Origin of the sequence: Rhizobium esperanzae, from assembly GCF_002204185.1 — a bacterium.
GTDB lineage: Bacteria > Pseudomonadota > Alphaproteobacteria > Rhizobiales > Rhizobiaceae > Rhizobium > Rhizobium esperanzae.
Genome location: NZ_MXPU01000005.1, coordinates 61,042 through 85,117, shown reverse-complemented (window position 1 = coordinate 85,117; position 24,076 = coordinate 61,042). Strand labels below are relative to the sequence as shown.

Below are 24,076 nucleotides of genomic sequence, written 5' to 3'. Positions count from 1 at the left end.
ACTTATCTGTACATAGACTTAGTGCGGGCTTGGAACAAAAGCCGCACGTCCCGGTTCGCCTTTTAACGCGGGGGCGCGTTTCCATCGGGAGCCGGAATTCACTTTAGGAGGGTGCACTATGGCCCGAAATACCTTGCCGTCCATTACCGCCGGCGAAGCCGGTCTCAACCGTTATCTCGACGAAATCCGCAAATTCCCGATGCTGGAGCCGCAGCAGGAATATATGCTGGCCAAGCGTTATGCCGAGCATGGCGACCGCGACGCTGCCCATAAGCTCGTCACCAGCCATCTTCGCCTCGTCGCGAAGATCGCGATGGGTTATCGCGGCTACGGCCTGCCCATCGGCGAAGTCGTCTCTGAAGGCAATGTCGGTTTGATGCAGGCCGTCAAGAAATTCGATCCCGAACGCGGCTTCCGCCTCGCCACCTATGCCATGTGGTGGATCAAGGCCTCGATCCAGGAATATATCCTACGGTCGTGGTCGCTGGTGAAGATGGGCACGACCGCCAACCAAAAGCGCCTGTTCTTCAACCTGCGCCGGCTGAAGGGCCGCATCCAGGCGATCGACGACGGCGACCTGAAGCCGGAGCACGTCTCGGAAATCGCCACCAAGCTGAACGTCTCGGAGGAGGAGGTCATCTCGATGAACCGCCGTCTCTCCGGCGATGCCTCGCTGAACGCGCCGATCAAGGCGGCCGAAGGCGACAGCGGTCAATGGCAGGATTGGCTTGTGGACGACCACGAGAGCCAGGAAGACGTGCTGATCGAACAGGATGAGCTCGAAACCCGCCGGCGCATGCTGGCGAAAGCGATGAGTGTTCTGAATGAACGCGAGCGCCGCATCTTCGAGGCCCGCCGCCTTGCCGAGGACCCGGTGACGCTGGAAGATCTCTCAGCCGAGTTCGACATCAGCCGCGAACGCGTCCGCCAGATCGAAGTCCGCGCCTTTGAAAAGGTGCAGGATGCTGTTCGCAAGGAGGCCTTGGAACGCGCCAAGGCCATCCGCGTCGTCGAAGCCACGGCCTGATAGAATTGAACGTACAGTTGGAAACGCCACCTTCCCGATGCGGGAGGTGGCGTTTTTGTTTTGTCAATTGAAGCGTGCGGTGCGCCATCATCCAACCTGTCCGCAGATGTCTTAGCAAGGCAGGACGTTACAACGAATCTCTTCTCCCCAGCGGGGACCAGCGGCGACCAGCGGGGAGAAGAGGGAGCAAGCGGTTAAGTTCGCCCGGCAACAAATGTCTCAAGAAAAACGAAGCATCCGCCATCACTGGCTCGTCGAGACATCCCCGAGTGCAGTCCATTCCTTGATGGCTGTATTGAAGGCATTCGTTCCCGTGCCCCCCTTCTCCATCGTCAGCAGCGCGCGGCGGCCGTTGCGATAGGTGATCGGAATATCGATCCAGTTGCGGGTCGACAGCAGATCGAGATTTGCCTTGCGCGCATCGGGGTAGTCGTTGAGCGCGATCATGTGGAAATCATCGGTAATCTTGGCCGGAACCGCGATCAGCGCGTCGCCGCGATCCTGCTCGGTGCGCTTCATCGAGATGCGCTGGACACTTTCGATGCTGCCGCCTTCAAAGTTGGGCGGCACCGAAAAGACGATCTCGACGAGATGGCTCGCCGGCAGCGACGGATCGGAATTGCGCTTGAAGGTGACGAGAGCCGAGAGGTTGCGCTCGGGAACGGTGACATTGCCCTGTATCGTCGCTTCCTGCCGGCCGTTCTGTCCGGCCTCGTGCTGGACGCTCCAGACAACAGTTCCCTCGATCGCCGTCGGCGAGCTCTGGCCGATACGCTCCTCATAGAGGAACATTTTTTCCGACGAACCAACCGGAGTAGCCTGCTGCGGCGATGCCGCAGGACCGTTCGGCGTCAGCGTTTCGGGCGGGGCCGCATCGCCTTGCGCACTGGCCGCCGGCGTATCCGCCGCCGCGACGTTCTGCTCGGCCACCGATTTTCCTTCGGCCGTCGGCGTTCCCGGCACCGTCGCCGGGCCGCTATCGACTTCAGTTCCGTCGGAAAGCAGTCGTTGCGTAAATTTGGAATTGGCCGCCGCGCCGTCATTGTTCAATGACGCCACTTGCTGGTTCGGCTGTGCCGGTGCCGGCGGCGTATTCTGCGCTTCCGGCGCAGCTGGCTGGGCTGGCGTCGGCGTGGTCTGGGCCGGCGTCTCGGACCCCGCCGGCGTCATTGCCGCCTCGTTCCTCGTAGCTTGCGATGGCGCCGAGCTGACAAGCCCATCGACCATCGCCACCAGCGCTTCTCTGTTCATCCAGCCGGCATAGGCGCCGCCACCGATCAGGATAAGTGCGAAGAGGAGAGTGATTATCGTGCCGATGCCGAAGCGGCGGCGCTTCGGTTCCATGCGGAAATTCTTGCCCTGCAGCTTCGAGGCGACGATCTGATCGATATCCATCGCCGGATTGGCGTCGTCATCGTCAGTGGCGATCGGACCGCGGCGGTCATAGCCACGCAGGGCCTTCGCTTCGCGCCACCCCTCGCTCGGGGTGCCGGCGGGGGGGGTAGGCTTGCCGTCGTGCACCTCCGCAAAGATATCAACGTCGTCGAAATGCGAGGAAACCGGCGTCTTCTTGTCGGTGCCCGCCTCGATCGGCGGCAGGTCGTCGAAGGCAGCCTTCTCCCAGGAAAAAGCTTCCTTGGCGACCGGCATGACAGCGGCGGGCGTCATTTTCTCGAGACTCGATATCACGTCTTCGAAGGCACGCGCCGAAGCGTCGGCCGTAACTGGCGCCGTTTCCGAATATTGCCGGAGCTCCTCTTCGGCCCATTCGGTCTCGGCATCCTTGGGCGCCGGAGCCGGCGTCTCGACGGCAGGCTCGGCCCAGACAGGATCGAAATGTCCCGCAGCATCGGCCTGCAGCGGCTCCTCGCGGCTATGTTCGACGAATTCCTGCGCACGATCGAAATCGGCGACCGGCTCCACGAGCCGGTTGGATGCATGCTCCATGCCGCGTGTGACCGGCTGAAACGACTCGATGGGCTCGTAAGCCGCCTCGGCCTTCGGTTCATGGCTTTCCGCCATCGCCGGTTCGGCCGGGATCTCCTCGGCCGCCACGGGATGCTGCTCATCGGCACGATACTCGTCGGCTTCCTCGTAGGAACGACCGGCAGGCGGCGTTTCGAAGCCGTGATGTTCCGGCTGCATTTCTTCGGCGGCGACGTCACGCGCCTCGCCGGCATGCCATTCCTCGGCCGGCGCCTCCTCCTCGTGCGAGGGATGCCAATAGGTCTCAGCGGGTGCAGCTGTCTCAGCGGAAACAGGCGTTTGTTCGGGCTCAGGTTCCGCGGAAAGGGGCTCCTCGGCCGCGACCTCTTCCTCAGTTTCCTGCCCTGCGTCGGCTTCTAGGTGATCGGGCTCGTGGACGGCGTCAGGCGTCGGCAAGCCCGCATCGGCTTCACCGGCCGGCTCGTCGACAGCCGACTGGGGCGCAGGCGGCGACGTGCTTTCGTCAGGAACCGCTTGTTCTTCCAAGGTTTCCGGCTCAGGACCGGCGCCAGCCGCCTCCTCGAGGGGCAACGCTTCGGAGTGTTCCGCCTCCACTTCGCGAATAGCGGCCTCGAGCTTTTCGAGTTGGCGTTGCAGCATGGCTTCCGGCGGACGCGGCTTCATGTTCTCGAGCTGCCGCTGCACTGCGCCGCGAGCACGTTCGTAGACTTTCACCCGCATCTCGGGCGTATTTTCAGCCAGACCGTCGACAGCCCGCCGAATAACTGCAATAAAATCCGCCATTCTTACTTTCTCAAGAAGTCCGGCCTTCTGCCGAACTGTCCTCCACAGTGGGCCGTGACCTTAATCCTCAAACGGATCGGTCACAAGTATCGTGTCGTCCCGCTCCGGACTGGTGGAAAGGAGCGCGACCGGCGCCCCGATCAATTCTTCGACCTGGCGAACATACTTGATCGCCTGCGCCGGAAGATCCGCCCAACTGCGGGCGCCGACGGTCGATTCCTTCCATCCCTCGAGCGTGACATAAATCGGTTCGACCCTAGCTTGCGCTCCCTGGCTTGCGGGAAGATGATCAATCTGTTCGCCGTCGAGCATATAACCGACGCAGATCTTCAATTCCTCGAGACCGTCGAGCACATCGAGCTTGGTGAGCGCGATGCCGGTGATGCCGTTGGTGGCAACCGACTGGCGCACCAGTGCTGCGTCGAACCAGCCGCAGCGGCGCTTGCGCCCCGTCACGGTACCGAACTCATGCCCCTTCTCACCCAGGAACTGGCCGATTTCGTCGGTCAGCTCCGTCGGGAACGGGCCTTCGCCGACGCGCGTCGTATAGGCCTTGGTGATGCCGAGGATATAGCCGAGCGAGCCTGGTCCCATGCCCGAACCGGCGGCCGCCTGGCCGGCTACGGTGTTGGAGGAGGTCACGAAAGGATAGGTGCCGTGGTCGATGTCGAGCAGGCTGCCCTGCGCGCCTTCGAACAGGATGCGGGCGCCCTTGCGGCGCTCCTTGTCAAGCAAAAGCCAAACCGTGTCACGGTACGGCAGCACCCGATCGGCGATCGAGGTGAGCTCGTCCATGATCGCCTGGTGGCTGACCTCGGCGACGCCGAGGCCGCGGCGAAGCGCGTTATGATGCGTCAGAATACGGTCGACCTTGCCGGAAAGGCTGTCGAGATCGGCAAGATCCATGACCCGGATGGCGCGGCGGCCGACCTTGTCTTCATAGGCCGGGCCGATGCCGCGGCGCGTCGTGCCGATCTTGGTGCCGCTGTTGGAGGCTGCATCCTCGCGCATCGCGTCGAGCTCACGGTGCAGTGACAGGATGAGCGTCGCATTGTCGGCGATCCGCAGATTATCGGGGCTGATCGTCACGCCCTGGGCGGACAGCTTTTCGATCTCGGCGATCAGCGCGTGCGGATCGACGACGACGCCGTTGCCGATCACCGCCATCTTGCCGGGGCGCACGACGCCGGAGGGCAGCAGCGAGAGCTTGTAGCTCGTGCCGTCGATGACGAGCGTATGGCCGGCATTATGTCCGCCCTGAAAGCGCACGACAATATCCGCGCGTTCCGAAAGCCAATCGACAATCTTGCCCTTGCCTTCGTCACCCCATTGCGAACCGACCACGACTACGTTCGTCATCCAACTCTTCCTGTTACCGGCGGAAAACCGCACACCTGCTCAAACCCGCGCATCTATAAAGCTTTGTTTTTGGGAAAGCGACCCTGTTGTCACAGCCGATTGGGCTTTTTACGTGACAAATCAGCAGCCGGCAGTCTATTTCCCCTGGGAAAAGGCCGATGATCGATCGCAAAAGACGAGGAAGAACGCTCTTGCAAGCCACAGCCTATATCTGCCTCGTCATCGCCACCCTCTGCTGGGGCGGCAACTCCGTCGCCGGCAAACTTGCCGTCGGTCATATCAGCCCGATGATGCTGACCTTTCTGCGTTGGTTCCTCGCCGTTGCGCTCATCGCCTTGATATCCGTGCCGCAACTGAAGAAGGATTGGCCCGTGGCGAGGAAAAACCTGCCCCTGCTCCTTTGCTACGGCGCCATCGGCTATACACTCTTCAACGCCATGCTCTACTCGGCGGTGCAATATACGACGGCGATCAACGTCGCCATCGAGCAGGCCGGCATTCCGATGCTGATCTTCCTGTTGAACTTCTTCTTTTTCCGCACCGGCATCTCGCTGGCGCAATGTCTCGGCTTCGGCATGACGCTGCTGGGCGTGGCACTGACGGCGGCCCATGGCGACCTGGCCACGCTGCTGCAGTTGCAGCTCAATCGCGGCGACGGGCTGATGCTGATCGCCATTGCCGCCTATGCGCTCTACACCATCTTCCTGCGCTGGAAGCCGGCAGTCGATTGGCGCACGCTGATGGCCTTCCCCGCCCTCGCCGCCATGCTGACCTCGCTCCCGCTGCTTCTTTGGGAGATCGGCCGCGGCGCGGCGCAGTGGCCTGACCAGGCCGGCTGGAGCATCACCTTCTATACGGCGATCTTCCCCTCATTGCTGGCGCAGATCCTTTATATCAAAGGCGTCGAGGCTATCGGCGCCAACCGCGCCGGTCTCTTCATCAATCTCGTGCCGGTATTCGGAACAGTGCTCTCCGTCGTACTGATCGGAGAAAGGCTTCAGTCCTTCCATATGGTAGCGCTGATGCTGACGCTGGGCGGCATCGCGATCGCCGAAAGGGGCCGGCCGAAAGCGTCCGCTCCCACCGTGCCTGCCTCACCCGTGGATTAGGCTTAACCAAGCTCCAGCGTCGTCACGCCGAAGACGTGTTTCAACGGGATGGCTGGCGCCGGCCCGCGATACATGCGCATGGTCTCGAACACCGGCTGAAGGCCTATGCTTTCGGCGAGCGCGATCGCCTCGTGGTTTTCGGCGGGAATATCGATGAATATCTGAGCCCCCTTTGCCTCGGGGATCAATTCGGCAAGCAGCGCCGCGGCGCTGTCTGCATCGTTGGCGAAAAGCGGGCCGATCTTGTAGCCTTCGTAACAGCGGCGAATCGTGCTGTAACCGCGGATCTTGTGGCTTTTGCGGACCACGGCCGTACGCCGCCCCTTGCGGCTGGTGCACCAGGCGGCGAGGAAGGCATCCCGCGGCTGCGGAAAGACCGCCGCATCATACCGTTGCAACCCTTCCAAGCGTGAATCCAGCACCGGCTGCGCGACAAGCGTCGAGGCCGGCAAAGAGGAGGCAACACCGCCGTAACGAATGGTGGAATAGGCGGGCTCGAAGCCGGCCTCGCGATAATTCCCCTGCTGCGCGGCAACGCCGTCGAGACCGATCGTCCGACCTTCCGCCGTGGCGATCCCCGCTTCCCAGATCGCCTTGCCGTAACCCTTGCCGCGGAAATCCGGGTGGACGATATAGAGGCCGAGAAAGGCGAAGCTGTCGCCATATTTGACGACCGAGATCGAGCCGACTGGGACTTCACCGATAGAGCCGACGAAAAATCCCGACGGATCGGCTTCGAGGAATGCAATCGAATCATCGAGACCCGGATTCCACCCCTCCTGACGCGCCCATTCGAGCACGAGTTCCAATTCGCCGGGCCGCATCGAACGAACGGCAAATTCCGAATTCATGCGACCTTCCCAGATTGAATGTCCCGCAAGTCCATCCCGCCAACGGCTAAGCAATTGTCAGATCACCGCTCCCCGATCGCACCTGAGAATGATCGAGAAGCAGCGCCGATGGTCCTGACCACGCGTATAAACGTTTTCGATGCAATGCAGTAAGCTTCGTTTCCGCATTACCATGAAACAATGCCGTTGCAAGCTCAAGAAAATTACTTGGCGCCCAATAATCTTCCTGCCGGCGCGAATAAATGTCGCGCCGAAATCTCTCGCTTACTCAACCCGGAGGACGAGGAAGCATTTCGGAATCAGCCACTATCGCTGCCCTGCGCCAGATCAATGGTTGTGCCGAGGCGGTTTTTTTGCGATCCGGCGGAACTCCGAAGCCCCTTCCAGAACCGCGCCGTCCGACAGTTGCGTGACCAAACGGCGGTAGATCTGCTGCCACGGCGTCGCATCCGCCGGCACCGGCGGAATACCGTCACCCTTGCGCCGCTCGATCTCGGCGTCGCTGACGAGCATGTCGCAGCGCCCCTGGTTGAAGTCGATGCGGATGATATCGCCGGTGCGAAGCCAGGCGAGGCCGCCCCCGGCCGCACTTTCCGGTGATGCGTTGAGGATCGAGGGGCTGTCGGCGGTGCCTGACTGACGGCCGTCGCCGATCGTCGGCAGGCTGCGGATGCCGCGCTTCAACAGATGATCCGGCGGCTGCATGTTGACGACCTCGGCCGAACCCGGCCAGCCGAGCGGTCCCGCTCCACGGATGACGAGGATGGTATCCTCGTCGATGCCGAGTTCAGTGTCGTTGATACGCTTGTGATAATCCTCGGAACCGTCGAAAACCACCGCCCTGCCCTCGAAGACACCTTCCCGCCCGGGCTCCAGAAGATAACGCTGGCGGAAATCCTCCGAGACGACGCTCATCTTCATGATCGCGAAATCGAAGAGATTGCCCTTGAGAACGAGGAAGCCCGCCCGCTCCTTCAGCGGTTCGTCGAAGGACCGGATGACCTCGCGGTCGCTGGCCTGCCGCCCGTCGAGGTTTTCGGCCATCGTCCTGCCCGTCACCGTTCGACAGTCGCCGTCGAGTTTTCCGGCCTGCAGCAGCTCCCACATGATCGCCGGCGTGCCGCCGGCGCGGTGATAGCGCTCGCCGAGATAGGCGCCCGCGGGCTGGACATTGGCCAAAAGCGGGATATCGAAGCCGTGCACCTGCCAATCATCGGGATAAAGTTCGACGCCGGCGTGCTTGGCCATCGCAGCCAGATGCGGCTGCGAATTGGTCGATCCGCCGATTGCCGAATTGGTGCGGATCGCATTGAGGAAGGCAGCTCGCGTCAGGATATCCGATGGCTTCAGATCCTCGAACACGATCTCGACGGCGCGCCGTCCGGTACGGTAGGCCATCTGCCCCCGCTCGCGATAGGCGGCCGGAATGGCGCCGCAGCCGGTGAGCGATAGGCCGAGTGCTTCCGCCAAGGCATTCATCGTTGAGGCTGTGCCCATCGTATTGCAGTGGCCGACGGATGGAGCCGAATCGAGCGCTGCCTGTAGAAACTCCTCCCGATCGATCTCGCCTGCAGCATATTTCCGCCGCATCCGCCAGATGACAGTGCCGGAACCGGCCAGCTCCCCCTCGTGCCAGCCATCGAGCATCGGCCCGCCGGAGAGCACGATGGCCGGAATATCGACCGTCGAAGCAGCCATGATCGCCGAAGGCGTGGTCTTGTCGCAGCCGGTTGTCAACACGACACCGTCGAGCGGATAGCCGTAAAGGATTTCGACGAGGCCGAGATAGGCGAGATTGCGGTCGAGGGCGGCGGTCGGGCGCTTGCAGTTCTCGAAGATCGGATGTGTCGGAAATTCGATCGGGATGCCGCCTGCATCGCGAATGCCGTCGCGCACGCGCTTGGCGAGTTCGACATGCACCCTGTTGCAGGGCGTCAGATCGCTGCCGCTCTGAGCAATCCCGATGATCGGTCTGCCCGAGCGCAGCTCTTCCGGGGTGATGCCGTAATTCATGAAACGCTCGAGATAGAGCGCCGTCATGTCGATATGATCGGGATTGTCGAACCAATCCTGCGAACGCAGGCGGCGATTCTTCGGTTGGCGGTCCGTCATCATTATCCTTCCCGATCGGCCACTCTTCTCGTCGAAGTCGAGAAGCGGAGCGCTGCAGTCCGCCTCACCAACTTCCGCAAGCGCGCCGGCTTTGCCGGCTTTGCTTATGCAGGCCCGCGCCGATCCTCCCAGCTGCTACCCGTCTTTGATAGTCCCCTCGTTCACGGTTGCAACCGTTTTGATGAACGTAACGCATTTTCGTCGGGGGCCAGAAAACGATACGGGCGAGAACCGAAGTTCCCGCCCGATTTACTCGACAAAGGAAGGTTGAATTCCGTCTATTCCGCCGCGAGCCGGATGACCTCCGCCTCTTCCTCCTTGTGTTCGTCCGGCTTGTGCTGGATGAGCGGACGGTTGCCCGTCAGCCGTCGCAGCAGCACATAGAACACTGGCGTCATGAAGATGCCGAAGAAGGTGACGCCGATCATGCCGGAGAACACCGCGACACCCATGGCCGCACGCATTTCCGCGCCGGCGCCTGTGGAGGCGACCAGCGGCACGACGCCCATGATGAAGGCCATGGAGGTCATGAGGATCGGGCGAAGGCGAAGGCGGCTGGCCTCGACCGCCGCCTCCCGCGGCGTCCTGCCCTCGAACTCCAGTTCGCGGGCGAATTCCACGATGAGGATCGCGTTCTTCGCCGATAGGCCGACAAGGACGACAAGGCCGATCTGGGTGAAGATGTTATTATCTCCCCCGGTGAGCCAGACGCCTGTCAGAGCCGCCAGCACGCCCATCGGCACGATCATGATGATCGCCAGCGGCAGGGTCAGGCTCTCGTACTGGGCGGCCAGCACCAGGAAGACCAGCAGCAGGGCAAGCGGGAAGACGACCACGCTCGAATTGCCGGCAAGGATCTGCTGATAGGTCAGATCCGTCCATTCGAAATCGATGCCGGACGGCAGCGTCTCGCGAAGGATCTTTTCGATTGCCGCCTGGGCCTGACCAGACGAGAAGCCCGGCGCCGGACCGCCGTTGATATCGGCGGCGAGGAAGCCGTTGTAGCGGTTCGCCCGCTCCGGCCCCGTGCTCGGCTCCACCTTCAAGAGGGCCGACAGCGGTATCATCTCGCCCGATGCCGAACGAACCTTCAACTGGCCGATATCCTCCGGTTGGGCGCGGAATTTCGCGTCGGCCTGCACACGGACGCTGTAGGTGCGGCCGAAGGCGTTGAAATCGTTGACATAGAGCGAACCGAGATAGATCTGCAGCGTCTGGAAGACGTCGGTGACTGAAACCCCGAGCTGCTCGGCCTTGGCGCGGTCGAGATCGGCATAGAGCTGCGGCACGTTGATCTGGAAGCTCGAGAACAGCCCGGCAAGCTCAGGCGTCTGATAGGCCTTGGCAAGCACCGCCTTGGTCGCCTCGTCGAGCGCCTGATTGCCGAGACCCGCCCGATCCTCGATCTGCAGCTTGAAACCGCCGGTCGTGCCGAGACCATTGACTGGCGGCGGCGGGAACATGGCGATGAAGGCGTCCTGGATCGCCCCGAACTTCTGGTTCAGCGCCATGGCGATGGCGCCGCCGGAGAGATCCGGCGTCTTGCGCTCCTCGAAATCCTTCAGCGTCACGAAGACGATGCCGGCATTCGACGAGTTGGTGAAGCCGTTGATCGACAGGCCGGGGAAGGCGATCGCATTGGCGACGCCCGGCTGCTTCAAGGCGATGTCGGTCATCCGCTTGATGACATCCTCGGTGCGGTCGAGGCTTGCCGCATCCGGCAGCTGGGCGAAGCCGATCAGATACTGCTTGTCCTGAGACGGCACGAAGCCGCCCGGAACCGTGGTGAACATGCTGTAGGTCGCACCGACCAGCGCCAGATAGACCACCATGACGATGCTCTTGCGTGACACCAGGCCGCCCACTCCCTGGCCATAGGCATTCGAACCGGCGCCGAAGACGCGGTTGAAGCCGCGGAAGAACCAGCCGAAGACCGCGTCCATGAACCGCGTCAGCCAGTCCTTCGGCGCATGGTGGCCCTTCAGCAGAAGGGCGGCGAGCGCAGGCGACAGCGTCAGCGAGTTGAAGGCGGAGATGACGGTCGAGATCGCGATCGTCAGAGCGAACTGGCGGTAGAACTGCCCCGACAGGCCGGAGATGAAGGCGAGCGGCACGAAAACCGCGACGAGGACCAACGCAATCGCAATGATCGGACCGGACACTTCCTTCATCGCCTTGTAGGTGGCGGCTCTTGGCGACAGGCCGTGTTCGATGTTGCGTTCGACGTTTTCGACTACGACGATCGCGTCGTCCACCACGATACCGATCGCCAGCACCAAACCGAAAAGGCTGAGCGCGTTGATCGAGAAGCCGAAGACATACATGACCGCGAAAGTGCCGATGATCGAGACCGGAACCGCGATCAGCGGGATGATCGAGGCGCGCCATGTCTGCAGGAACACGATGACGACGAGGACGACGAGCGCGATGGCTTCGAGCAGCGTGTCGATAACCTTCTCGATCGAAGAGCGCACGAATTTCGTCGTATCGTAGACGATCTCGTATTTGACGCCCTCGGGCATCGCCAATTGCAGCTGATCCATGGTCGCGCGCACATTGTCGGCAATTTCGATCGCATTCGAACCGGGCGCCTGAAGGACGGCCACGGCGACGGCAGGCTTGCCGTCGAGCAGCGACCGCAGCGTATAGTCGGCGGCGCCAAGCTCGATGCGGGCAACATCGCGAAGACGGGTGATCTCGCCATTGGCGCCCGTCTTGACGATGATGCTGCCGAATTCTTCCGGCGTGCGCAGGCGGCCTTGCGCATTCACGTTGAGCTGCAGGTCGACGCCCGGCTGGCTCGGCGAGGCGCCGATGATACCGGCGGCCGCCTGGACGTTCTGCGAGCTGATGGCGTTGCTGATGTCGCTGGCGGCGAGATCATGCTCGGCCGCCTTCTGCGGATCGATCCAGACGCGCATCGAATAATCGCCGGCGCCGAAGACCTGCACCTGACCGACACCGGGGATACGGGCAAGCCGGTCCTTGATGTTGAGGGTCGCGTAGTTGCGGAGATAGGTGATGTCGTGGCTGTCGCCGTCGGAGACGAGGTTGACGACCATGATGAAGTCGGGCGAGCTCTTGACCGTCGTGATGCCGAGTGCACGGACTTCCGCCGGCAGGCGCGGCTCGGCCTGCGAAACGCGGTTCTGGACGAGCTGCTGCGCCTTGTCGGGGTCGGTGCCGAGCTTGAAGGTGACGGTGACGTTAAGCACGCCGTCCGACGTCGCCTGGCTGGACATATAGAGCATGCCCTCGACGCCGTTGATCTGCTCTTCGAGCGGCGTCGCCACCGTTTCAGCAATGACGCTCGGATTGGCGCCGGGATAGGTTGCGCGCACGACGACCGATGGCGGCACGACTTCAGGATATTCGGAAATCGGCAGCGCCCTGAGGCCGATCAGGCCGGCAACTACGATGAGGACCGAAAGAACGCCGGCAAAGACCGGCCGGTCGACAAAGAATCTGGAGATGTTCATATCAAAGCCCTCTCCGGGGTGAACATGGATGCAATGTCCCTCTCCGGCGGGTGAGGCGCCGCCGGCGGGTCATATTATGTCGGGTATCGGCCTTCCCCCGCAGGGGAAGGCGGGATCTTACTGAGCGGTCGCGACCTTCTCTTCCATCTGCGGAACGACGACGGCACCGGGGCGGATGCGCTGCAGGCCGTTGACGACGATCTTCTCGCCGGCCTTCAGGCCGCTTTCGACCACCCGCTGGCCGTCGGCCAGCGAGCCGAGCTGGACCTGCCGGTAGGCCACCTTGTTCTCGCCGTCGACGACGAAGACGAACTTCTTGTCCTGGTCCGTGCCGACGGCCCGGTCGCTGATGACGGTCTTGTTCTCGGCTTTCGGCTGGCCCATGCGCACACGCACGAACTGACCGGGAATGAGGCGTCCGCCCGGATTGTCGAAGACGGCCCGCACGCCGATCGTGCCGCTTGATGCATCGACCTCGTTGTCGATCAGCTGCAGCTTGCCTTTGATCGGCGTACCGTCGTCGGCCAACGTGCCGATTTCGACGGGGATTTGCTCGACCGGAGGCAGCGCGCTGTCGGTCTGCGGCAGTTGGGCAAGCGCCCGCGTCACCATCTCTTCGCTGGCGTTGAAGCTCGCATAGATCGGGTCGACCGAAACCAGCGTCGTCAGCGCCGGCGAGGTCGATCCGGCTGCAACGAGGTTGCCGGCGGTTACCTCGATCTTGCCGATACGGCCCGATACCGGAGCGCGAACCTGCGTGTAATCGAGATCGAGCTGGGCCGACTGCAAGGTGGCCTGCGCCGAACGCAGGCCGGCCTGCGCCTCGGCCAGCGCGCTCTGGCGCTGATCGAGATCGCTCTGGGAGATGGTGCGGTTGTCGGAAAGTCTGCGGCCGCGATCGAGCTCGGTCTGCGCCAGGCTGACCTTGGCTTCGGCCGAAGCGACCTGGCCTTGCGCCTGCGCCACGCTCGCCTGGTAGGGCGCCGGGTCGATGGTGAACAGCAGGTCGCCCTGTTTGACCAGCGCGCCCTCACGGAACGCCACCGACAGAATGGCGCCGGCGACGCGGGAGCGCACCTGTACGCGGTCGACCGCTTCCAGGCGGCCGGAGAAACTTTCCCAGGCGGTCACGTCGTGCGCCGCGACCACGGCAACTGTCACCGGCACGGCCGGAGGCTGCGCCGATTCGGATGCGGCCGTGGCAGCCGTGCTCATCGGCAATTCGAAAAACAGTGCAGCGCCGGAAACGGACGCAATGAGACCTAAGCCGGCGCCCACCAGGGCCCAGCGCTTGCTTCTGGACGTCATCAGTACTCTCCTTGCGGCCTCGAGCCGCCGAAATATCAGATCTTCTTCAATGCAATTGCGGTTGGACGCTTACGTCCTGAAGGAAACTCCCGAAATGGCGGCTGACGTGTTCCTGCCAACCGGGCGCCTCCCCGGATTTCCCACCATAAATCGAAGCCCAGCCCGTCCCGGCGGGAAGGACATGCTGGCGAACACCGACACCGGCCTTTTTCAGGCGGGCGCCGTAACCGATTGTTTCGTCGTGCAGAGGATCGTCCTCGGCGGTGAATATCAGCGCCGGAGCGACGCCAGAAAGACGCGAACAGAGGCAAGGCGCCGCATAGGGATGGCAGCCGCCGCCGCTCAGGTAATGACTCCAGCCATCGGTCCAGCGCTGGCGCATGCCGACGGCTTCCGCCTTGCGGATGGAGGACGTGCCCATGAAGGGATCAAGCAGCGGCGAAATCAACACCTGGCCATCGAGTGCATCAGGCAACTGGTCGCGCGCCTTCAGCGCCACACCGGCGGCGACGTTGCCGCCCGCCTCCTCACCGGCGACAAAAAGCAACGACTTGCGGTCGCCAAGACCGGCAGCACGTTTGTTGGCGAGATAGCTGAAAACCGAGAAAGAAACTTCCAATGCCTTCGGAAACAGGTTGTCGGACAGGCTGCTATAGTCGACGGCGGCGACGATGGCGCCAGCCTTGGCGAGGCTCATCGCCACCGGGCGATCGACATTGGTCTCGCTGTCGAGAAAGGCGCCGCCATGCAGATAAAGCACGATCGGCGGACCCTTGCCATAATCGGCGCCCTGGTAAATACGTGCGGAAACGGGGCCAATGGCCACCTTGTCCAGCATCATATCTTTCCACTCCACCGTCATGCTTCCGGTCTCTTTCCGCATGGGAGCAAACAGGCACATCCGCCGCTTGCATTTTGTATAAAAAAGATATTGTTATTCAGCACAGGGAATAAGAAGCGATATCGCGATTACACTGTTCCGATTTTCGAATAATGGTGCAACGCAAACTGCGGACTTGAAACCGATGGATCAGCTCTCGGCAATGCGCGTCTTCATCCGCGTCGTGGAGACGGGCAATTTCACCCGCGCCGCCGACATGCTCGCCATGCCCAAGGCGACGGTGACCAACCTCATTCAGGGCCTCGAAGCGCATCTGCGCACCAAGCTCCTGAACCGCACCACGCGGCGGGTCATGGTGACCACGGACGGCGCACTTTATTACGAACGCGCCGCCCAGATCATCTCCGAGCTGGAGGAACTCGATGGCAGCCTCTCCAATTCGCAAAGCCTGCCGAGCGGGCGGTTGCGCATCGAAATGAGCGGCGCTTTTGCCGACGCCATTGTCGTTCCAGCACTTTGCGACTTCTACCAGCGTTATCCCGATATCCGTCTGGACCTGGGGGTCGGCGACCGCACGGTAGACTATCTGGTCGAAAACGTCGATTGCGCGCTGCGGGCCGGCACGCCCACCGATCAGTCACTGATCGCCCGGCGGGTTTCGGAGATGGAACTGATCACCTGCGCTTCGCCGAGCTACATCCAGAAATTCGGCATGCCCGAACGGCCGGAGGATCTTGAGGCGACGCACTATTCCGTCAATTATTTCCGCGCCCAGAACAACCGGACGCTGCCCTTCGAATTTCGCAGGGGCAACGAAATGGTCGAGACCACCCCGCGCTGCATCGCCTCGGTCAATGACAGCCGCACTTATCTGACCGCGGCCCTGACGGGGCTCGGCGTCGCGCAGGTGCCGACCTTCATGGCGCGTGAACCGATGCGGCGGGGCGAACTCATCCGCGTGCTGCCGGACTGGCGCCGCGATCCGATACCGCTCTATGTAGTCTATCCACCGAACCGCCACCTCAGCAACAAGGTCCGCGTCTTCGTCGATTGGCTGGTCAAGCTCCTGGTCGAGGCCAAGCTGAACGATTTCTAGAGCATGTCGCGCGGCGGCAAAACAGAGACGGCCCGGAAGGGCAAGGGAAACCTTCGACGGGCCGCAAAATTTTGAACATCGGACCTGTCGCGCCGCAGACTGGGCGCGGCAGGCTCTGGAGGTTCGGGAGAGAGCGTCAGGGAACTCCACTCTCTCGCGAGAAAGCAACTATAGGCACTCTCCACACGATTGTAAGGGGGAAGGCCTACAATCTTCGTTCACATGATTGCGATGAGGGCGCCTTCGTCAGATCACGCCGCCGTTGGCGCGCAGTGTCTGGCCATTGATCCAGCCGCCGTCCGGGCCGGCGAGAAAGGCGACCGCAGAGGCAATATCCTCGGGCGAGCCGAGCCGTTCCAGCGGGTTCATCTTCGCCATGCGGGCAATGAGTTCCTCCGTCTTGCCATTGAGGAAAAGATCAGTAGCCACCGGCCCGGGCGCGATGGCGTTGACCGTGATGTTACGGCCGCGCATCTCCTTGGCCATGATCGCGGTCAGCGTTTCGACGGCGGCCTTGGTGGCGGCGTAAACGCCGTAAGTTTCGAGCTTCAGCCCGACGACCGAAGTCGAAAAGTTGATGACCCTGCCGCCGTCACGCAGGCGCCGGGCCGCTTCCCTGAGCGTATTGAACGTGCCCTTGAGATTGACGCCGATCTGGCGATCGAAGTTTTCGTCGTCAGCCTCGGCGAGCGGCGACAGCATCATGATGCCGGCATTGTTGACGAGCACATCAACGCCGCCAAAGGCGCCTTCCGCAGCGTCGAACATCCGCCGGACGGCTCCAGCATCGCTGACATCCGCCTTCGCCGTCAGCGCCCTGCCGCCAGCCTGCTCGATCTCCCGGGCGATGTCCTCGGCCGCGGCCGCACTGCCGGAATAGTTGACGACGACGGTGAAACCGTCCCTGGCGAGGCGCCTGGCAACGGCCGCGCCTATACCACGGGAAGCGCCGGTGACCAGTGCGACCTTTTTGTTTTTGTTGGAAGCCATTGTTCTTCTCCTTCTGCGCCAAGGGGCGTTTTCGACGAGAAGAAGATGCGCCTTTTCCTGTCGCGAATAATCGTGCATTCTCCGGTATCACTATCCGGAGAATACGAACAACAAGATGGACAGATTCGATGCCATGCGTGTGTTCTGCCGCATTGTGGAGCGCCGCAGCTTCACCCTCGCAGCGGAAGACACGGGCCTGCCGCGCTCGACCGTTACCGACGCGGTCAAGCAGCTCGAGGCCCGCCTTGGTGTGCGCTTACTCCAGCGCACGACGCGCCATGTCAGCCCGACGCTCGACGGCGAGGCCTATTACCAGCGCTGCCTGACGATCCTCGCCGACATCGAGGATGCGGAAGGGGCCTTTGCAGGTGCCAGACCGAAAGGCCTGCTGCGCGTCGATGTGCACGGCACGCTCGCGCGCCATTTCGTGCTGCCGAGCCTGCCGTCCTTTCTGGAGACCTATCCCGAGATCGAGTTCTATATGAGCGAAGGCGATCGGCTGGTCGATCTGGTGCGCGAAGGCATCGATTGCGTGCTGCGCGTCGGTACGCCGACCGATAGCGACATGATCATCAGGCGTGTCGCCATGCTTGATGAGATCACGCTCGCCTCTCCGGCCTATGTCGCCGCCCGCGGCCTGCCGCAGCATCCGGACCGGCTTGCCGGCCATTGCATGGTCGGCTTCCGCTCTACCAGCACCGGCAGTCTGCTGCCGCTCGAATTCATCGTCGATGGCGCGGCACGCAACATAACCATTCCCGCGACCGTCACCGTCAACGCCGCCGAAAGCTATGTTGCTGCAGCGAGGATGGGCCTCGGCCTAATCCAGATCCCGCGCTACCACGCCGAAAAAGACCTGTCCGACGGCACGCTGGTCCAAGTGCTTCCGGATTTTCCGCTGACCCCGACGCCGGTCTCCCTGCTCTATCCCCGCGACCGCCAGCTGTCGCCGCGCGTGCGCGTCTTCATCGATTGGCTGGTGAAGGTCTTCGCTCGACAAAATTCCAAAAACACGCTTTGCTAATATGAGCGATTGGGGGAAGGGCCATGGCACTCAGCGACATCACCGTCTACCAGACGGAAGACGGCTTCGTCGTCGAATTCGGCGGTGAAGGCGAAGACAGCATTGCCGTAACGCTGCGGAGCGCACCCGAACTGACGTTGGAAAACGCGGTCCCGCGCGCCAAGGTCCTGCTTGCGGCAGCAATCGAACCAGTCCATGGCGACGGCGCGCGCAGCAAGGATCCGGCCCTGCTCGAAGAGGAACTGGAGGAAGGCCTGGAAGATTCCTTCCCGGCGAGCGATCCGGTCTCGGTTACAACATCCTCCATCCCGATGCGTGATCCGAATGCCGGCCGCTGACTCGGCCGGCCTCATCTAATGGTTTTAGGATGACGGCGCCGGCAGCGAATGTTATCTGCCTCGGTTATGACCGATGGTGGAATGACAAAGGGCGCGATCGGCGCCGGCGCCCTTGCCGGCGAAGGCCTCAGGGCGTTTTTCGAGCGCGACGCGATCACTGTGGCCCGCGACCTGCTTGGCTGCCATCTGACAGTGGATGGCGCGGGCGGCCGCATTACCGAGACCGAGGCCTATTTCCCCGACGACGAAGCCTCGCACAGTTTTCGCGGGCTTACCAGGCGCAACGGCGCCATGTTCGGCCGGCCCGGCAATGTCTACATCTACCGCATCTACGGCATGTACTGGTGCCTGAACTTCGTCTGCCATCCGGGCTCGGCCGTGTTGATCCGGGCGCTCGAGCCGGAAACGGGAATTGCCGCCATGACGGAGCGGCGCGGCACCGATATGCTGACGGCGCTCTGCAGCGGCCCGGGCAAGCTCTGCCAGGCGCTCGGCATCGACATCGAAATCAACGACAGGTTGCTCGACCGCCCGCCCTATGCGCTGACGCCTTCTGCGCCGGTGCCTGTTGTCTCGGGAAAACGCATCGGCATCACCAGAAATGCCGAAGCACCGTGGCGCTTCGGCATTCAGGGATCGCGGTATCTCAGCAAACCGTTTCGCTGATTATTCCATCACCGCGCTATGGTCGACGGCGGGCGCCGCTTTCGGCTTGCGCAGCAGCAGCGCCAGCGGGATGACCGCGAGCGACATCAGCATCAAGAGCTTGAAATCGTCCATATAGGCGATGATCGTCGATTGCAGGGTGATCATCTCGTTGAGCGAAGCGCGGCCGGCGGCCGTCAGGGGGCTCAACCCTTGCGCCGCCACCGCATTGAAGGCGTGGTTGAAAGGCGTCACATAGGCCGCGATCGACTCGTGATTGCTCTGTGTGTTCTCGACGATCAGTGCCGAGACGATTGAGATGCCGACCGCCGAGCCGATGTTTCGCGACAGATTGTAGAGCCCGGTACCGTCGCCACGCATATGGGCGGGCAGCGTGGCGAAGGCGACCGTCGTCAGCGGCACGAAGAGAAAGCCGAGGCCGGCGCCCTGGATGAAGCCGACCGAGACGATCGTCCATTGCGAAACATCGGGCGTCCAGCCCGTCATATCGTACATCGCCCAGGCAGTCAGGCCGAAACCGAGCACCAAGAGCAAGCGCGTATCGACCTTGCCGATCAGCCGCCCGACAATGAACATGCAGAGCATGGTGCCGAGCCCGCGCGGCCCCATGACGATGCCGGCGGTGATGACGGGATAGCCCATCAGCGTCTGCAGATAGGGGGTCATCAGCGCCAGCGAGGCGAGATAGGTCACGCCAACCACGAAGATGAAGATCATGCTGACCGTGAAGTTCTGGTCGAGAAACAGCTTCGGATTGACGAAGGATTTCTCTGCGGTCAGCGTGTGTACCAGAAGCAGATAGAATGCGGCGGCGCAGACAATCGCTTCGACCATGATCTCGCCCGAAGAGAACCAGTCAAGCTGCTCGCCGCGGTCGAGGAAGAGCTGCAGCGCGGCGATGAACAGGCTCATCATCCCGAAGCCGAACCAGTCGAGTTTGGCGAGCGCATCCCGCTTGGTCTCGCTAACGAAGACGACGATGCCCATGAAGGCGAGCGCGCCGATCGGCACGTTGATATAGAACACCCAGCGCCAGCTGATGTTGTCGGTGAGCCAGCCGCCGATGACCGGGCCGAGCACCGGCCCGACCATGACCGAGACGCCGAAAAGCGCCATAGCCGAGCCGCGCTCCTCCACCGTATAGATGTCGAGAAGAATGCCCTGGGAAAGCGGCACCAGCGATGCGCCGAACAGGCCCTGCAACAGGCGGAAGGCGACGATCTGGTTCAAGGATTGCGCCAGTCCGCAGAGAACGGAGGCGACCACGAAGCCGGCGATTGCGACGAGCAGCACACGCTTGCGGCCGAACTTGGCGGCAAGGAAACCTGAGGGCGGCGTCATGATCGCCGCCGCGACGATGTAGGAGGTCAGGACCCAGTTGATCTGGTCGGCGGAGGCCGACACGCTGCCCTGGATATAGGGCAGCGCCACATTGGCAATCGTCGTATCCAACGCCTGCATGATGACGGCGAGAATGACGCAGGCCGTGATCGCACCGCGATTGGCGACGGGGGCAGCAGGAGATGCGGAAGCGTTACTCATCATCCCCGCCCTGAGGCCGGTCCAGAAGCTTGTTGACGAAATCGGGCAGGCCGCGGGCATGGCCGGTATCGACATCTACCACGGTGCTCATGCCGACGCGCAGCGGCGGCTTGCCTCGTGCATCCTCGATGCTAACGCGCATCGGAATGCGCTGCACGACCTTAACCCAGTTGCCGGTGGTGTTCTGCGCCGGCAGCAGCGAGAAGCTGGAGCCCGACGCGGGGCTGATGCTCTCGACCTTGCCCTTCCATGTCACGCCGGGATAGGTGTCGACGTAAATCGTGGCCGTCTGGCCTGGCTTGACATAGGTGAGCTCGGTTTCCTTGGGGCTGGCGGCGATCCACAGATGATCGGTGGCGACAAGCGAGAAGGCCTGCTGCGAAGCCTGCAGGTAGGAGCCGACCTGCAGCGCATTGACATTGGTGACGATGCCGTCGAAGGGCGCCTTGACGACGCTGTTGTCGAGTTCGCGCCGGGCATTGTCGACATTCGACTTGGCCTGCAGGTAAAGCGGATTTTCTTCGACCGGTTGGTCGGCAGAACCCCCGAGCTGGGCGAGCGTCGTTGCGGCTTCCGCCTTGGCGACGGCAACCTTCTGCTGCGCGGCTTCGAGATTGTGCTTGGCTTCGTCATAGGCTGATTGCGTCGCGCTGCCGTTGTTGACGAGGTTCTGCTGCCGGTCGAACTGATCCTGGTAATAGGGCAGGTCCGCTTGCGCCTGAACGATCTCGGCGAGCGACTGCTGATAGCTCGCCTTGAGGTTCATGATCTGGTTGCGCTGGACGCCGAGCTGCGCTTCGGCGCCGGCAAGTGCGATCTTGAAGGACTCGATCCTCAGGCTGAACAGCACCTGCCCCGCTTTGACCGCCTCGTTCTCATGCACGTCGATCTGGTCGACGATGCCGGAGACATCGGTGGTGACCCCGACCATATCGGCCTGGATATAGGCGTTGTCGGTCGACATCACCTGACCGCCATTGACGTAGTAGTAACCGCCGACGACGAGCGCAACCGGCAGCAGGGCGAAGAGAACGGGCCGCGTGAAACTGCGCCGGCGGCGGACCTTGTTGCCGCCAGGCGCAGCCACGGCAGCAGCCGGCGCTGAATTGGACGAAGGCGCTTCGGCTACCGTTTCCTGCTGTTTCGCTTCATTTTCTTCAATAGGAGACTTGGCATTGGCGTCGGCAATGACGCGCAGGGGAGATTGATCAGCCATCGTTCATCTCATTTTCGTCAACCGGGGTCCGGCATGCCTGGACCAGGTTGGTCTTCATTATGGACAGGATATGAAAAAGCTGCTCGCGCTGCTCGGCGGAGACACCTTCCAGCGCCTCTTTGCGGGTGACATCGCCAAGTTCGCGCATTTCGGCGAGCAGAGGATGCGCCTCGTCGCGCATGTAAAGCAGCCAGATCCGCCGGTCGGTCGGATGCTGGCGGCGCTCGATGAGCCCGCGTTCGGCGAGCTTGTCGAGAATGCGCACCAGCGTGATCGGCTCGACTTCGAGAATTTCGGCAAGGCCGCTCTGGTGGATGCCCTCGTTGTTCGAGAGATAGGCGAGCGTCTGCCATTGCGACCGTGTCAGCCCAAGACACTTAGCACGTTGCTCGAAGCGCTTGCGCAGCAGTCGTGCGACATCGTGGAGAAGGAAACCGAGTGTGGGCGTGGCGTTCATGGAAACCTATGCCGGATATTTATAAGCAAACTTATAATGTGCTCACATATATTGAGCGCAGACGCTCGGACAAGAGCGTAAGCCGCAGATTCTGCAACCGCGGCCAAAATGCCGCAGGCCGCGGCCGGCAGCTTGCGGTCCCTCACAGCTTTAGGCTCTAACGGTAGCCGCGGCATCGCCTGGCCCTAGTTTCCGGCAAGAACTATCCGCTGAAATGGTCTGGAGGGCCTATGGCGTTCTTCGAAAGCATGCTGACGCTGCTCTTGGTGGCGATCATCTTCCTGCAATTCTCCAGGAAGTTCCGTGTGCCTTATCCGACCATGCTGGCGATCGCCGGCATCATTGTCGCTGCCTTCCCGTGGGCGCCGGAGGTGGCGATCGATCCCAGGCTGGCGCTGGCGCTTTTCATCGCACCCGTACTTTTCGATGCCGCATACGATTTGCCGCCGAGGACGTTGAGGCGCAACTGGCTGCCGCTCTTTTCGCTTGCCGCAATTGCCGTCATTTTGACGGCCGCGGCCGTCGCCGCCGTCGGCGTCGCAATGGCCGGCCTGCCGCTTGCGGTGGCCGTCGCACTCGGCGCCATCGTCGCGCCGCCGGATGCGGTCGCGGCGACCGTCATGCTCGACCGCTTCAATCTGCCGCGCCAGACCTATGTAATCCTCAAGGGCGAGAGCCTGCTCAACGATGCCGTCGCCCTCCTCATCTTCAGCGCCGCAGTGGCGGCCGCCACCAATCCCGCCTTCTTCACCGGCATTCTGGCGGAATTGACGCTGGCAGCGCCGGGCGGTCTCGTCCTCGGCTATCTTCTCGGCCGTCTCTACATGATCGTTGGTCTGAAGCTCGCCGGCACGCTCGGCGGCACACTGCTCGAGTTCGTCGCCACCTTCGGCACCTGGATCATCGCCGAGCGACTGCACCTTTCGGCGATCCTGGCGATCGTCGCATATGCCATGGTGATCGCCCGCTACATGCCGGAGCGGCAGACGGCCCGCCACCGCATTCATTCCTATTCGGTTTGGGAAGCCGCGGTGTTCCTGCTTAATGTGCTCGCCTTCCTGCTGATGGGCTTGCAGGTTCGCCAGATCGTCCTCGATCTCGATCCCGCTCGGCTGAATTTTGCGATCACCTTGGCAATCGCAGTCTTCGTCACCGTCATCGCCGTGCGCCTGGCCTGGGTGCTCGTCTATAACCGCGTCATCACCTTCCTTGCCGAGCGCGGTCTCACGACGCAAGCCGCTCCCACATTTGCCGCGAGCCTGCTTGCCGGCTGGTGCGGCATGCGCGGTCTCGTCACGCTGGCAACTGCGCTCGCCCTGCCGATCGACTTCCATGATCGCGACATCATCCTGCTCAGCGCGCTGGCCGTCGTTCTCGGCACGCTCATCGTCCAGGGGCTGACGCTCGGGCCGCTGATCCGCTTCCTGAAATTCGATCCGGACACATCCCTGAACCGCGATCTCACCAAAGCCCGCGTGGCATTGATCGACGCGGCTCTTGCCGAGCTTGAAGGCGAGGACAAATCCACCCGAATCCTGCGCGACGTCTACACCTCCGAGCGCGAGATTGCTGCCGACGGAAGACACCCGCGCGAGGTCAGCAGGCTCGACAAACAGCGCCGCAATGTCATCGGTGCGAAACGGCGCAAACTGGCCGCGATGCGCCGCGCCGGCGAGATCGACGACGATGTTTTCCATACGCTGGAACAGGAGCTCGACTGGGCAGAGCTCGCCGTCCTGCCGCCCGGCCGCGACGAAATCGTCGAGAGCTGACGCCGTCCATGAAGTTTCGACGGATTGCGCAAGAGCAGCCAATTGGCATTTGCTATTTTTCGCCGCTGCCGTTTATATCCAGTTGCATAGCGTTACGATTTTTCCGATTTGCATTGCATGCCGGCCTTCCTTTCCAGAATTGGACGCCCGGGTAATCAC

At 62.3% G+C, this 24,076-nt stretch carries 18 protein-coding genes; 7 read left to right on the top strand and 11 right to left on the bottom strand.

Features of this window, described 5'->3' with window-relative positions; translation table 11 throughout:
• Nucleotides 1–118 precede the first annotated feature (118 nt).
• Nucleotides 119–1,027 carry an RNA polymerase sigma factor RpoH gene (rpoH, locus tag B5E41_RS08790; protein WP_020922112.1) on the top strand — a complete coding sequence of 303 codons (909 nt, stop codon included), beginning with the start codon at nt 119–121 and terminating at the stop codon, nt 1,025–1,027.
• 243 nt (nt 1,028–1,270) lie between these two features.
• Here rpoH and B5E41_RS08785 read toward each other — a convergent pair whose 3' ends face one another.
• Nucleotides 1,271–3,757 (bottom strand): RodZ family helix-turn-helix domain-containing protein, encoded by a 2,487-nt coding sequence (locus B5E41_RS08785; RefSeq protein ID WP_088392818.1) that lies wholly within the window; start codon nt 3,755–3,757, stop codon nt 1,271–1,273.
• A gap of 60 nt (nt 3,758–3,817) precedes the next feature.
• Nucleotides 3,818–5,116 carry an adenylosuccinate synthase gene (locus B5E41_RS08780; RefSeq protein WP_020922114.1) on the bottom strand — a complete coding sequence of 433 codons (1,299 nt, stop codon included), beginning with the start codon at nt 5,114–5,116 and terminating at the stop codon, nt 3,818–3,820.
• Nucleotides 5,117–5,307: 191 nt separating this feature from the next.
• On the opposite strand from B5E41_RS08780, the gene B5E41_RS08775 reads away from it, so the two are divergent.
• Complete coding sequence (locus tag B5E41_RS08775) at nt 5,308–6,225, top strand: DMT family transporter (RefSeq protein ID WP_088393235.1); 918 nt, start codon at nt 5,308–5,310, stop codon at nt 6,223–6,225.
• A gap of 2 nt (nt 6,226–6,227) precedes the next feature.
• Here the strand turns inward: B5E41_RS08775 and B5E41_RS08770 are convergent, their stop codons facing one another.
• The 5 genes from B5E41_RS08770 to B5E41_RS08750 all read right to left on the bottom strand — a co-directional run bounded on the left by B5E41_RS08770 (nt 6,228) and on the right by B5E41_RS08750 (nt 14,837).
• Nucleotides 6,228–7,076 carry a GNAT family N-acetyltransferase gene (locus B5E41_RS08770; RefSeq protein ID WP_088392816.1) on the bottom strand — a complete coding sequence of 283 codons (849 nt, stop codon included), beginning with the start codon at nt 7,074–7,076 and terminating at the stop codon, nt 6,228–6,230.
• Between the two features lie 327 nt (nt 7,077–7,403).
• A complete protein-coding gene (locus tag B5E41_RS08765; protein ID WP_088393233.1) occupies nt 7,404–9,188 on the bottom strand; it encodes an IlvD/Edd family dehydratase in 1,785 nt (594 codons plus the stop codon).
• Between the two features lie 278 nt (nt 9,189–9,466).
• Nucleotides 9,467–12,667 (bottom strand): efflux RND transporter permease subunit, encoded by a 3,201-nt coding sequence (locus B5E41_RS08760; RefSeq protein WP_088392814.1) that lies wholly within the window; start codon nt 12,665–12,667, stop codon nt 9,467–9,469.
• Nucleotides 12,668–12,784: 117 nt separating this feature from the next.
• Nucleotides 12,785–13,975, bottom strand: coding sequence for an efflux RND transporter periplasmic adaptor subunit (locus B5E41_RS08755; protein WP_088392812.1), 1,191 nt, complete (start codon nt 13,973–13,975; stop codon nt 12,785–12,787).
• A gap of 46 nt (nt 13,976–14,021) precedes the next feature.
• Complete coding sequence (locus B5E41_RS08750) at nt 14,022–14,837, bottom strand: alpha/beta hydrolase fold domain-containing protein (RefSeq protein WP_064804572.1); 816 nt, start codon at nt 14,835–14,837, stop codon at nt 14,022–14,024.
• A 163-nt stretch (nt 14,838–15,000) separates the two neighbouring features.
• Here B5E41_RS08750 and B5E41_RS08745 point away from each other — a divergent pair, with 163 nt between their 5' ends.
• The gene (locus tag B5E41_RS08745) at nt 15,001–15,912 is read left to right on the top strand and encodes a LysR family transcriptional regulator (protein WP_088392810.1); all 912 of its coding nucleotides are present in this window, start codon (nt 15,001–15,003) and stop codon (nt 15,910–15,912) included.
• 246 nt (nt 15,913–16,158) lie between these two features.
• Here the strand turns inward: B5E41_RS08745 and B5E41_RS08740 are convergent, their stop codons facing one another.
• Nucleotides 16,159–16,902 carry an SDR family oxidoreductase gene (locus B5E41_RS08740; protein WP_088392808.1) on the bottom strand — a complete coding sequence of 248 codons (744 nt, stop codon included), beginning with the start codon at nt 16,900–16,902 and terminating at the stop codon, nt 16,159–16,161.
• Nucleotides 16,903–17,017: 115 nt separating this feature from the next.
• Here B5E41_RS08740 and B5E41_RS08735 point away from each other — a divergent pair, with 115 nt between their 5' ends.
• From B5E41_RS08735 to B5E41_RS08725, 3 genes are read left to right on the top strand one after another with little or no spacing between them, the layout of a single operon-like run.
• Nucleotides 17,018–17,926 (top strand): LysR family transcriptional regulator, encoded by a 909-nt coding sequence (locus B5E41_RS08735; RefSeq protein ID WP_088392806.1) that lies wholly within the window; start codon nt 17,018–17,020, stop codon nt 17,924–17,926.
• Between the two features lie 23 nt (nt 17,927–17,949).
• Nucleotides 17,950–18,264 (top strand): hypothetical protein, encoded by a 315-nt coding sequence (locus tag B5E41_RS08730; protein WP_088392804.1) that lies wholly within the window; start codon nt 17,950–17,952, stop codon nt 18,262–18,264.
• 48 nt (nt 18,265–18,312) lie between these two features.
• Nucleotides 18,313–18,930: a DNA-3-methyladenine glycosylase gene (locus B5E41_RS08725; protein ID WP_088392802.1), complete on the top strand. Its 618-nt coding sequence runs from the start codon at nt 18,313–18,315 to the stop codon at nt 18,928–18,930.
• Here B5E41_RS08725 and B5E41_RS08720 read toward each other — a convergent pair whose 3' ends face one another.
• The 3 genes from B5E41_RS08720 to B5E41_RS08710 are packed head-to-tail and all read right to left on the bottom strand — an operon-like array spanning nt 18,931 to nt 22,145.
• Entirely contained in the window at nt 18,931–20,472 is a 1,542-nt protein-coding gene (locus B5E41_RS08720) for a DHA2 family efflux MFS transporter permease subunit (RefSeq protein WP_088392800.1), read from the bottom strand. It abuts the gene before it with no gap.
• Nucleotides 20,465–21,688, bottom strand: coding sequence for an HlyD family secretion protein (locus B5E41_RS08715; protein WP_088392798.1), 1,224 nt, complete (start codon nt 21,686–21,688; stop codon nt 20,465–20,467). The genes B5E41_RS08720 and B5E41_RS08715 overlap by 8 nt, the downstream gene beginning before the upstream one ends.
• Nucleotides 21,681–22,145 (bottom strand): MarR family winged helix-turn-helix transcriptional regulator, encoded by a 465-nt coding sequence (locus tag B5E41_RS08710; protein ID WP_088392796.1) that lies wholly within the window; start codon nt 22,143–22,145, stop codon nt 21,681–21,683. The genes B5E41_RS08715 and B5E41_RS08710 overlap by 8 nt, the downstream gene beginning before the upstream one ends.
• Nucleotides 22,146–22,375: 230 nt before the next feature.
• Between B5E41_RS08710 and B5E41_RS08705 the strand changes: the two genes are divergently transcribed.
• A complete protein-coding gene (locus B5E41_RS08705) occupies nt 22,376–23,917 on the top strand; it encodes a cation:proton antiporter (RefSeq protein ID WP_088392794.1) in 1,542 nt (513 codons plus the stop codon).
• Nucleotides 23,918–24,076 lie beyond the last annotated feature (159 nt).